10 protein-coding genes are annotated in these 12233 nt (G+C 47.9%); 3 read left to right on the forward strand and 7 right to left on the reverse strand.

What is annotated here, in order from left to right; all coding sequences use genetic code 11:
• From ACX0G9_RS21435 to ACX0G9_RS21460, 6 genes are all read right to left on the reverse strand, one after another.
• A partial coding sequence (locus ACX0G9_RS21435) for an efflux RND transporter permease subunit (protein ID WP_459067004.1) occupies window positions 1-369 on the reverse strand: 369 nt, incomplete at its 3' end.
• Between the two features lie 16 nt (window positions 370-385).
• Window positions 386-1840 carry a TolC family protein gene (locus tag ACX0G9_RS21440; RefSeq protein ID WP_459067005.1) on the reverse strand — a complete coding sequence of 485 codons (1455 nt, stop codon included), beginning with the start codon at window positions 1838-1840 and terminating at the stop codon, window positions 386-388.
• A 50-nt stretch (window positions 1841-1890) separates the two neighbouring features.
• Window positions 1891-3204, reverse strand: a complete 1314-nt coding sequence (locus ACX0G9_RS21445; protein WP_459067006.1) for a sensor histidine kinase — start codon at window positions 3202-3204, stop codon at window positions 1891-1893.
• Between the two features lie 86 nt (window positions 3205-3290).
• Window positions 3291-3980 (reverse strand): response regulator transcription factor, encoded by a 690-nt coding sequence (locus ACX0G9_RS21450; protein ID WP_459067007.1) that lies wholly within the window; start codon window positions 3978-3980, stop codon window positions 3291-3293.
• Window positions 3981-4000: 20 nt separating this feature from the next.
• A complete protein-coding gene (locus tag ACX0G9_RS21455; protein ID WP_459067008.1) occupies window positions 4001-5872 on the reverse strand; it encodes an ABC transporter ATP-binding protein in 1872 nt (623 codons plus the stop codon).
• A 43-nt stretch (window positions 5873-5915) separates the two neighbouring features.
• The gene (locus ACX0G9_RS21460) at window positions 5916-6737 is read right to left on the reverse strand and encodes a M48 family metallopeptidase (RefSeq protein WP_459067009.1); all 822 of its coding nucleotides are present in this window, start codon (window positions 6735-6737) and stop codon (window positions 5916-5918) included.
• A 152-nt stretch (window positions 6738-6889) separates the two neighbouring features.
• Here ACX0G9_RS21460 and ACX0G9_RS21465 point away from each other — a divergent pair, with 152 nt between their 5' ends.
• Window positions 6890-7759: an AraC family transcriptional regulator gene (locus ACX0G9_RS21465; RefSeq protein ID WP_459067010.1), complete on the forward strand. Its 870-nt coding sequence runs from the start codon at window positions 6890-6892 to the stop codon at window positions 7757-7759.
• Between the two features lie 9 nt (window positions 7760-7768).
• Here ACX0G9_RS21465 and ACX0G9_RS21470 read toward each other — a convergent pair whose 3' ends face one another.
• Window positions 7769-9322: a S53 family peptidase gene (locus ACX0G9_RS21470; RefSeq protein ID WP_459067011.1), complete on the reverse strand. Its 1554-nt coding sequence runs from the start codon at window positions 9320-9322 to the stop codon at window positions 7769-7771.
• A 362-nt stretch (window positions 9323-9684) separates the two neighbouring features.
• On the opposite strand from ACX0G9_RS21470, the gene ACX0G9_RS21475 reads away from it, so the two are divergent.
• Window positions 9685-10803: a hypothetical protein gene (locus ACX0G9_RS21475; protein ID WP_459067012.1), complete on the forward strand. Its 1119-nt coding sequence runs from the start codon at window positions 9685-9687 to the stop codon at window positions 10801-10803.
• 99 nt (window positions 10804-10902) lie between these two features.
• A complete protein-coding gene (locus ACX0G9_RS21480; RefSeq protein ID WP_459067013.1) occupies window positions 10903-12210 on the forward strand; it encodes a DUF2130 domain-containing protein in 1308 nt (435 codons plus the stop codon).
• Window positions 12211-12233 lie beyond the last annotated feature (23 nt).

Consider the following 12233-nt stretch of genomic DNA (forward strand, 5'->3'; position numbering starts at 1 on the left):
AGACCCTTGCGGAAAAATGGCCTGTGCCCTGTTGGTATAAGAAGTGACCTCGGAGGCAGCCTGGGCCATATTGGTGCCTTCGTAAAATGTCAGTTTGATCAGCGTAAGACCCTGGATATTTCTTGTTTCGATACTTCTGACTCCGCCGACATATAATAGCAGGTTTACGTATTGTTTACCGAAATAAGTTTCCATCTGGTCGGGGGTGAAACCACCGTAAGGATGGGAAATATAGATGACCGGAAGATTCATATCCGGAAAAATATCGATCTTGATTGTCCGGACCGCACTGATCCCGAAAAATAAAAGGCCCATCACCAGTACGAGGATGCTGATCGGTTTTCTGAGTGCACTTCTGATTAATCCCATAACGATGAAAATTCAATTAAAATTCATTTTCGAACAATCCAAAATCTCCGCTGGCCGCTGCTTTGAATAACAAGGCCTGCCAAACGTTATTATTAGCGATATCCCTGTCCGTTTCCGCGCGATTGAGGGTATACAACGAAGTAGTAACCTCCACGATGGTATTGAGTCCGTTCTTATACAAAACACTTTTTTGTAAATACCCGTCTGAAGCGGCCCTGACCTGGATAGGTGCTTCCCGGTAATTATCGAGTGCATTTTTGATACGGGTTTCGGATAAAATCAATTGAGCCCTTAACTGCTGATCGACCAGGCCATATTCTTCCTGCAATCCCTGCGAGGTGAATTGTTGCGCGGCAACCTGCTGATGCACCCGGAGCGGGCTGGTAAGGTTCCAGACCATGCCGACTCCGACAAGATAATTTCCCCGGCCAAAACCAACCCCTTTAAGATAGTCTTTGGTATAGGCGTCCGTATTTAGTGCCCCATAATTACTGTCAAAACCAGAGCCCCGGTCCTGCAAAACGCCGAATAAGGAAAACGTCGGATAAGTAAAGGTTTTTAAATATTTAGCCTGCTCATTACTCAGGTTGACCCGTTCACGGTAAAATTTCAGAAGGGGGTGGCCGCTCCATTCCTGCCGGCTATTTTTTGCAGCGGAGCCGTTGAGTGCCGTATCCTGTAATGATCCTGCATTATAAAGTGCAGTAGGGATCCTGGCTATAAATACGCTGTCCAGTTTAAAATCTGCAGGAGGCACCCCCATAAACTGAGCTAGTTGGCTGGCCTGCTCCTGTTGAAATTCCAGGGCATTGGTCAATAAGATCTTGGCGTTCGAAACCTCTGCATTGGCCAGGGAAGAATCCACCCCGGGATTCAGTCCTCCTTTTACACGGGCAACGACGACGTCCCGTAATGCCTGCGCCCGGTCCAGATTGTTTTGTTGGGAAACGGTGAGCTTCTGGGCTGCCAACAAACCAAGATAGGCCGCTGAGACCCGTATGCTATGTTGAAAACGTTCCTGGTCGAGATCCCGCTGATCACGATAGAGTATGGATTGGGCAACCTTTGTTTTTTCCCTGGCTCTTCCAAAAGCAAAAAAATCCCAATTGACATTGGCCAGATAAAGAGCGCCGAAGGCAGCGTTCCAGTTCTGAGTGGCCAGGGCCGGGCCGGAGGAGGCCACGCTAAGTCCCTTATACCCATACGAAGGGCCGTTCTGGCCATTGATGGTTCCGTAATCCTGCTGGGCGGAAAGGTTGAGATCGGGCAGGTATTCCCTTTTTGTTTCCAGGACATTTGCACCGGAAGCTTTTACATAATTCGATTTGGCCCGGATAGTTCCGTAATTGGAAAGAGCCGTCCGAACGGCATCTTTTAACGACAGCACCTGCGCCGTTACAGGGAAGGGCATTAGTGATATCAGCAGCGAACCCCAAACCGGTAACAGGCAGTAAATATTTTTTTTAACCATCTGAAGAGCAATTTTGCATAGCAGGCTTATGCCTCCGTATGCAAAGTGCGTTAGGAATTTTGAAGCAATTTTGAAGCTGGAGATTTGGCATAAAAACTAATTGCTATATGATGTATGCCGGCTGCATATTCATACACAATGTTAAATTGATTCAGATCGCAGATTTGTTTGACGATGGCCAGCCCGATTCCGATAGAATCGCTGCCCGGATTCCCTTTTTTGAACCGCTCGAATAATTCATGGGTTGGCGTCGAAGGCGGCAGACCAGTATTGTCGATCACCATTTCGGTCTTATTCAGAAAGACCCTGATCGTACCGCCCCCGGAGTCATTTCTACCGCTGTTATGCCGGATGGCATTGCTCACCAGGTTATTCAACATCAGTTCGGCAAGGGAATAAGGTAAGGCCAGAAATACCTCTTCAGCAATCTGGGTGGATAAGGTAAGCGATTTCAACTGGATCAGCTCCTCGAAGGATTCCAGGGTTTCCCGAAGAAGTTGACTGAAACAAACCGGTTCATTGGTTTCAAATTGGTAATTCTCCAATTTTGTCAGCAGGGTCAGAGAACTATGAATGCGGGAAAGTTTTTCCAGGGCATTTTGCATTTCCGCGATCAGGACGGCCTGATCGTCCCGGATATCGGATTCCGACAGCAATTCCAATTTGCCTCTGATAATGGCTGTTGGCGTTTGGAGCTCATGAGAGGCGTTCTCCGTGAATTCCTTCAACAACTGGTAATCTTCCAACGCCTTATCTGTCATTTTTTTTAGAAATACATTCAATTCCCTGAATTCAGCGGTACGGGTTACCGGGAGACGGATCGGTTCCTTTTTTTTCAGATCGAAAGATTGGATCACCCGGATAGTGCGCTTAAAGGGAGCCAAAATATATTTGGAGATAAGCCTGCCCGATAGCCCCACCAATAGCAGGAGCAACAGCAATATCCATTTGAAAGAATCCACCACCCCCGGCAGAAGTTGGTAAAAAGAAGGTATAAAAGAATAGGAAGTAATCTTATAATGACGGCCATCGATCCGGTAAAAAGAGTTTACCTCCAACCGGTATTCATTGGCCTGGAATTCGGGATTCCAACCTGTTCCGCGGGTATAATAGGTGGAAATGTCCGTTGGGAAAGAATCGGCAGGAATGATGGAGATCGTGGCCCGTTTACGGGTAGGATGATTGCTAAAATCCCCTCCTGTGCGGATCTGCTGGGCGATGATGTCGTTAAGACGCTGGTGCCTGACCACTTCCACCCGGCTGATCTTCCATTGGATCTCGTAGTAGACGATTGCCCCTCCGATCAGCAGTACCATCAACATGACAGCCAGATACCAGAGCGTAAATTTATTGGTAAGTGTCATCTTTAAATTTAATTCTGATTTTCTATAGGCATGACCTCTATTTTCTATAGGTATAACCCTGATTTTCTTTCATATCGTTCTCCTTGTCAATCCCCTTCCTTCCGCGTATCGAATTTATATCCCAGCCCATATACTGTACTTATATAATCAGTACCTCCTGCATGGCCGATCTTCCGACGTAGATTCTTTACATGCTGATAGACAAAATCGAAATTAGCCAAATTATCGGTGTAGTCACCCCATAAGTGGGCTGCAATGGATTGCCGGGAGAGAACCCGGTTCTTATTGACCAGGAAATACAGGAGCAGGTCGAATTCTTTGCGGGTAATATCCAGGACGGCCTCTCCCACCCTGGCTTCGAAGGTATCGGTGTTAAGACTTATCTCCTTGAATTGAACGATCTGAGCTCCCCCCAGATTTTTCCGCCGGTAAACGGCCCGGATCCGGGCATGTAATTCGGCCAGGTGGAAAGGTTTGGTCAGATAGTCATCGGCTCCTTTTTCCAAACCTACAATCTTATCATCCAGGGCGTTTTTGGCAGAAATGATCAGGACATTACTGGTGGTATGTTCCGCACGGATAGTGTCCAGCAATTTAATACCATTGCCATCAGGAAGACCGATATCCAGTAATATACAATCATACTGGAACAGACCCAGTTTTTCCCTGGCCGCCACGAAGGTGGCGGATAGCTCGCAGATATACCCTTCCCTGGCCAGGTAATCGTGAATATTCCTGGCCAGTTCCTGGTGATCTTCGATGATCAATACTTTCATGGAAATAAAATTAACGCTCTTTACTTATACCCTCTTGCCTGAAGATTGAACAGTTCGGCATAGCGACCCCCTTTTTCCAACAGCTCTTCATGACTGCCGATCTCTATCAATTCTCCTCTTTCCAGCACCAGGATCCGATCTGCCATCCTGACCGTAGAGAAACGATGGGAGATCAATACAGCGGATTTACCTTTGGTCAGATCGGCAAAACGCTGAAAGACCTCATATTCGGCCCGGGCATCCAGGGCCGCTGTCGGTTCATCCAGGATCAGCAATTGGGCATCGCGCATGTACGCCCTGGCCAGGGCGATCTTTTGCCATTCTCCCCCGGATAATTCGACACCCTGGCGAAACCGTCTGCCAAGCTCCTGATCATATTTACCCGGCAGTTTTTCAGTAAGGGCGGCGGCGAGACTTTGTTCTGCAGAGGCTTCGATCAATTGGCGATCTTCCTTTTTCGCAATATTTCCCACGGCGATATTCTGAGCGACTGTCATTTGATACCGGATATAATCCTGGAAAATGATCCCAATCTGTTTTCTTAAAATTTCCGGGTCGTATTCCCGCAGATCATAGCCATCCAGTAATATCCTTCCTTCGGATGGATCGTAGAGCCTGGCCAGCAATTTGATGAGGGTAGTCTTGCCGGCCCCGTTCTCACCCACCAGGGCGAGTTTTTCTCCGGGCCGCAGGGTAAAATTCAAATGCCGGTTGGCCCACCGTTCGGTATTCATATAACGAAACCCCACATCCTCGAAGGTGAAACCGGATCGGATGGGGTTGGGAAAAGGCCTGGGATGAGGTGAACGGACAATTCTCGGGCTGATCTCAAAAAATTCAAAAAGGTCCTTCAGATAAATGGCTCCCTGGGATACGCTGGTGAACCGGGTGAGGATCCCTTCGAGCAGACTTCTTAATTGCCGGAAGGAACCTGCCAGAAAGGTGAGATCCCCGATGGACAGGCGGCCATTGATAGCCCGGAGAATGATCACCACATAGGCAGCGTAATAACCGGCACTGCCCAGGAAAGCAAACACCGTTCCCCAGGTCGATCGGCGGATGGTCAGTAATCGGTTGTCCCGGTAAAATTTCTCCGATAATACACGAAAGCGGTCGATAAGAAAGCCCGAAAGGCCAAAAAGCTTTACCTCTTTTGCCGTGTCATCACTGGCCCCCAGAAAACGGAGATAATCCAGTTCCCGGCGTTCAGGGGTCTGTCCCCGGGTAAGGGCATAACTCCGGTCATTAAAATAGGATTCCCCCAGGAATGCCGGAATTACCGCAATCAATAAAAGAACGATCAGCCAGGGATTGAAGGTCATCAATCCCGCAGCCAGGAAGGCCATGGTGATCAGATCCTGGACCTGCCCTAGTACCTGGGACAACAGGACGGTTCGTCCGGTTGTCTGCTGGCGCGCCCTTTCCAGTTTATCATAAAAGGTGGAATCTTCGAACTGATCCAAATCCAGTTCGGCGGCATGACGCATGATCCGTATTGAAGTAAAATTAGAGAACAAGTCACCTAATAAGCTATCCAGCAAAGATATAGCCCTTGATAACCCGTCGGACAAAATAGCCAGGCCAAATTCCAGGGCAACCAATTCCCAAAGATGAATACCTGCCGGAGAGCTGCCAAATGATTGACCCCCGGGTAGGTTTAGCGGCCCCGGATGGTTACCGGTATGGCTGCCTGCCAGAAGGATAACCTGGTCGATTATAAGTTTTCCGACATATAATATGGCGACTGGAATGGCAGAACGAAGGATTCGCAGGATCGAATTGGCGATCATAATGCCCGGACTGGTCTCCCAGACCAGTTTAAAGAAACGGGGAAGATTACCCAAGGCGGCCAGCCTCACTTTCAACGTCAATGGCTCGGTCGCTATACTCATTGTTAAAATTAACAAAATAGCGGGTGATAAGTTGCCGTACTATTTATTTGACTGGCGTATAATACTTCAAGGCTTCCGGCATCCATTCCTGCAATTTCTGGATCCGCCCTTCATCGGTGGGGTGATCGCTTAACAGAACAGGAGGCTTTTGACCACCCATGGCAGCCATTCTTTGCCAGAAGGGGACAGCCTCCCTGGGGTCATAGCCTGCCATGGCGGCAAAAATGAGACCGTAATGATCGGCTTCATATTCATTTTTCCTCGAATAAGGGAGCAGAACGGCTACCTGTGAGGTAGGAGCATATACCTGGTTAAAGATATTTACGGTCTGGGGGTTGTTCCCCAAAGCAATATTTCCCGCAACCTGTAAACCCTGGGCCAGCATTTGCTGGCTCATCCTTTCTCTTCCATGTCCGGCCACAGCGTGCGTGATCTCATGACCAAGTACAATGGCCAGGGATGTTTCATTCTGTGTTACGGGTAAAAGACCGCTATAGACGACCACTTTCCCTCCGGGCATACACCAGGCATTTACTTCCTTGCTTTCAACCAGGTTAAACTCCCATTTATAGTCCTGAACGGCATCGGCCAGGGCATGTTCTTTATAATACCGGGTAATCGCGGCTGCAATCCGGTTCCCTACCCTTTTGACCATCTCCTGGTTGGAATTATTGGCAGGAACTACTTTATTGGTGGAAATGAATTGAGAATACTGAGTCAGGGCCATGGCCTGTACTTCGGATTCGGATACAAGGCTCAACTGACTCCTGCCTGTGATCGGATTCTGTTTACAGGATGTAATAAAGGTAATAACGAAAAGGCTGATCAGGCCGATGCCGATGGGCGGAAATAATTTTCTGTTCATAATAAAATCTCCTGTTTAACCCGGAATTGGTGAAATTGGTGTTTTCCCGGGAGGTTATTAATTTCTCCGGCAAATTTAAAGATTAACTTTTACCGGGCCCGATTCCGGTGTAAATTTACTCCGGAGAATTATCAATACCTGAATAGTTACGGATGAAGCCCCAATTACTCAAAGTTCTTAAAACCCCCACCCACTCATTCAGTGTGCGGGAGGACAGGGATCCTTTTATAAATAACCGCTGGCATTACCATGCTGAAGTGGAGCTGATCCATTTTCACCAGGGCGGGGGCACTCAATTCGTAGGTGATCATATCAATCGCTTTCAATCCGGGGATATAATACTGGTGGGGTCCAATCTCCCTCATTACTGGCGATATGACGATGCTTATTTTAAGGAGAATAAGGAAGTTTCTGCCCACTCGACCGTCATTCATTTCTCGGAAAATTTTTGGGGCGATGCTTTTTTGCAGCTACCCGAGACCAAACCCATCCGGGCCCTATTGGATAAGGCCCGGCGGGGTATACTGGTCCAGGTGAAGGAAGGAGGCGATATTCCCATGCGGATGGAAAAGATTCGCCTGGCGGAGGGTGCAGGCAGGATTGTTGCCCTGATCGAATGTCTTTCGGCATTAGCAGAAAGAGATCATGTTAACCTGCTTTCTTCCATCGGCTTCCGTCCGGATTTTTCCGATTTGGAACATGACCGGATAAATGCCATTTATGATTATTCTTTTAGCCATTTCTCCGAAAAGATTTATCTCGAAAAAGTGGCTTCCGTTGTCGGATTGGTTCCGAATTCTTTTTGCCGGTATTTTAAATCCAGGACAGGCAAGACTTATACCCAATTCCTTACGGAAATCCGGGTAGGCCATGCCTGCAAATTGTTAATCGACAACCGGATCAGCATCAAACAACTCTGTTTTGAAAGCGGGTTCAATAATTTTACCTGCTTTCATAAGAATTTCAGGATGATCACGGGCAAAAGCCCCCAGCAATACCAGAAGGAACACCGGATAGGCTAGGCCCGGGTCTTACAATTTATTCAACACCCCCAATCCTGTGCAGGCATCCCAACCTTTCCCTGCCTTATAGCCTTTATTGGTTGACGTAGTAATATTATCCCCTTTGGTAATATCCCGCAGGCCGGTCTTGGCCGCATAGATTTTAGGGTTTATAAAACCTGCGGAGCCCCCGTTCTTTTCATTCACCAAAGCAATAAAGCCCGCCATAAGCGGAGCTACGGCGCTGGTCCCTCCGATGATCATGTCCTGACCATCCACCCTTACTTTATAGCCGGTCTGTGGATCTGCATTTCCTGCGACATCCGGTACCCCGCGACCTTTGTGTTTTTTGCTTAAGGAAAGTGGAACCTTGGCGTTCTTCTGGTAGTCCGGTAAAGGAAAGAAATCGCTCACGCCACCGCCCGAGGCTGAATCGTTCGATTCATGCCAAACTGTTTCGCTGGTGATCGCATTGCCGTTAGTCAACAATTTGGTTCCACCGCAACCCAGTACAAATGGGCTGCTGGCGGGGAAATCCACATGAACCTGGCCATCGCCGACCCTGTCGTCGCTTCCCTGGTCACCGGAAGCCACACAGATCGTTACGCCCAGCAGGGAAGCCGCCTTAAATGCTTCATTAAAGTTGTTCATGGATTGCACCGTCCATCTTTTTTCCGCGGCGCCCCAGCTTATACTGATAACCGATGGTTTATTATGATTGTCATGGACGGCTTTGGTGATCGCATTCAGGAAACCCTGATCTGTGTTAGGGGCAAAATAAACGACTATTTTGGCTCCTGGCGCTACAGCACCTGCCACTTCAATGTCCAGCATCACTTCCCCGTCGTCCCCATTGGCAGTCGTGGGATGGTTGGTGGCACCATCTACAGAAATTGCTTTCACCGAAGGTTTGGTGATCCCAAGACCGGAAAAATAAGTGGTCAGATCCGAATTACGGAAGCCTCCCCCCAGTTCGATTATTCCGATACACTGGCCCTTTCCCGAAACATTATTAGGGAAGTTGTAAATCACATCCAGTTGATTGGGTGTATATCCACTCCCATTGTTGTGGGCCACGAACATTCCGTTCTCTTCGGAAGCTATCTGAAAATGAGGTTGGGCATGTGGCCGGTCATCCAGGCCAAAAACCCCTTCTACGATGTCTTCCAGTTCAGCCGGTATACAAACATCCCCCGACCTGCCTCTGAAGACCTTGCCATTATCATCTTTATAATTGGTAAGATGTACCTGGAAGGCTTTCTCCAGATCAGCGATCTTGCCTTTTACAATGACGCTCCGCCGCGCCTTGTCGCTCTCCACGACGGATAAATGATTGTCGGTAGCGAAGTCTTCCAAACGGCTAAGCGATTCATCGGAAGCGCCATATTCCGCTGCATATTCTTCCCGGCTGATGCGCTGTCCTTTTTCTACGGCCTTATCGATGCTTTTTTGTCTCTTAATCCGGATCGTGACCGTTGCGCAATCGTTTGGATTCAACGTGTCGAGTTTGGCTTCTTTGGGAGCCGCCTTTGTACTACCGGGAACCTTTACATAGGCTCCGGCGATGCTTTTTGCTTTTTTCATACGTTAATTTTTATTTTTTACGGGTCGTATGGAATATCCCATGGCTTAACTTCCCTTATGGATTAGCCACAGAAATTATTACACCTTAAAGAAATTATTACCACTTAAAAAAAAATAAGGCCGGATGATAAAAGGACCAGGAACGATAAAAGTATTAGGCGATTAAACAGGCAGTAAGGAAGAAATATAAATCAGAAAGCAAAACTCGGAAGATATTTTCATTCGATCAATACCCTTTTAGTGGTAGTCCGGGAGCCTTATTTTCCGGGCCAGCCAAAAAAATTCAACAAAAAAATAACAAGACCGGAGGGTATCAAACCGTTCTCCCGGTCTCTATGAAGAAAACGTAACAACCATTCCAGATGAGAAAAACGACCTTTTCAGCGGTGCTCTTTTTTTTGGGAATCTTTCTTTTCCCCAACAGGACCAGGGCTCAGGTATCTTCCATACCTGCTGGAAAACCCACTCAAAAAACCACAAAACTGGTTATGATTGCCCTGGACGGCATGAGATGGCAGGAAATATTCGCTGGGGTGGACTCTGCCCTCTTGAATGACCCTGCCTATACGGAGGAAAGAGGGCAAATGCGCAAAGATTATTGGGATAACGATCCCCTGGAACGCAGAAAAAGACTATTCCCTTTCCTCTGGACAACCATAGCCGCAAAAGGCGCTTTGTATGGCAACAGAAATCTTGGCAATCTTGTAAATGTGGCCAACCCCTGGCAATTTACCTATCCGGGGTTCAGCGAGACCCTGACGGGGATACCCGACCCGGCAGTGAACTCCAATGGCCTGGTAAAGAATCAGCTTCCCAATGTGTTTGAATTCATTGATCGTCAACCAGGCTATAAAGGAAAGGTTGCAGCTTTCACTACTTCGGTCCTTTTCCCCTATATCCTCAACAAATGGAGAAATGGTTTACTGGTCAATGCGGATAGCGACTCCCTCCCTTACCCCGGTCCCGGTATGCAGTTATTGAACCAAATGCAGGCCCTTGCTGCCAAACCTTCAGAAGAGCGGCCGGACCTGCTGACTTATTTTGCCGGGCGGGAATACCTGAAAACCTATCATCCGAAAGTACTTTATATCGCGCTTGGGGAAACGGATGCGTTTGCCCACAATGGATCCTACGATCAGTATATCGGAAGCGCCCATGCTGAGGACGCCATGATAGCCGATATGTGGAAGTTCCTGCAATCTATGCCGGAATATAGGGACCAGACTACGATGATCCTTACCTGTGATCATGGACGGGGCGATCATAAAAAGAGCGACTGGCGGGATCATGGGCCAAAGATCAAAGAATCCGGGGAGATCTGGATAGCCGTAATTGGCCCCGATACCACCCCTAAGGGTGAGGTGAACGGACCAGGCCAAATCAGGCAAGGGCAAATGGCAGCTACAATGGCAGCACTGCTTGGGTTTCACTACAATCCGGATCCCCGCGTGCTTCCGGTAATTCAGGAGTTCCTCCATTAACCTTGATCATCGGTGCCATATTCAGCAGTAGTTTTCCAGTCTGGGGTCAGTTTCTTGTCTATTGTACTTTTTCAAGTAGGTTTGTAAGAAAAATACGGGATGGCGACGGATATCAAATGCCCCAACTGCGGCCACCACTTCCCCATGGAAGAAGCCGTTTCTGAACAATACAAAAAAGACCTCAGGGACCAGATGCTTTCCTTCAAAAAGGAAAAAGAGAAAGAATTGCAGAAGAAGCAGGATGAGTTCAGCCGGAGGGAACAGGAATTATTACAAGCTTCGCAAAAAAAAGAAGCCGATTATGCTATACGCCTGGGCCAGGAGCAGACACGCTGGCAAAAGAAACTGGACGACGAGAAATTGAATTGGCAGCAATCCATGGAGGAGTCCTTACGTAAGTCTATCGGCACTGACTTTGAAAATAAATTACACCTGCTGGAGGAAGCCAACAAGGATAATGAAGAGAAGTTAAAAACCTCCCGGCAAAAGGAGCTGGAATTCTTGAAAAAAGAACAGGATCTGAAAAACCGGGAAGCGGAAATGGAATTATCCGTTCAACGCCAGCTGCAGCAGGAACGGAGTAAATTATCGGAAGAGATCCGGGCTCTGGAAGAACAAAAGGGAGCAGCCAGGGAGACGGAATACCAACTTCGGATGAAAGAGCTGGAAAAACAGCTCGACGACCAGAAGAAACTGGCCGAAGAGATGAGACGCAAAGCAGAACAGGGCTCCATGCAATTACAGGGTGAAGTGCAGGAGCTTGCCCTGGAAGAATTATTGCGAACAAGTTTTCCTTTCGACGAAATCGGCGAAGTCGGGAAAGGAGTGAGAGGAGCCGACTGTATACAGATCGTACGCAATAATTTCGGTCAGGAGTGTGGTAAGATCATTTATGAGAGCAAACGCACAAGGGATTTCTCCCAGGACTGGATCGAGAAGTTAAAGGCCGATATGCGTAGCCAGGGCGCCACGATTGCCGTCATCGTCACCCAGGCCATGCCAAAAGACATGGATCGTTTCGGGGAAAAGAACGGGGTCTGGATCTGCTCCTTTATGGAAGTCAAAGCCCTGGCTTATGTATTGAGGGACGGTATCATCAGGATCTTTAATGCATCAAAATCCCAGGAGAACAGAGGGGATAAAATGCATCTTTTATACGATTATCTGACCAGTATCGAATTCAGTGAACAATGGAAGGCCATCAGGGAAGGATTTCTTTCCATGAAACAATCCATCCAGAAAGAACGGGACATGATGGAAAAATTATGGAAATCCCGAGAAAAACAGTTGGAAAAAGTATTGCTGAATGCTGCCCATGTACGTGGATCGATCGAGGGTATAGCGGGGAAGGACGCCATCGACGTCAATTTATTGGAAGAGGAAGGAGATAACCTGTTGCCTGAATAGTTACCTGAATAGGTCATTTCGCT

The organism is Flavitalea flava, assembly GCF_054461575.1.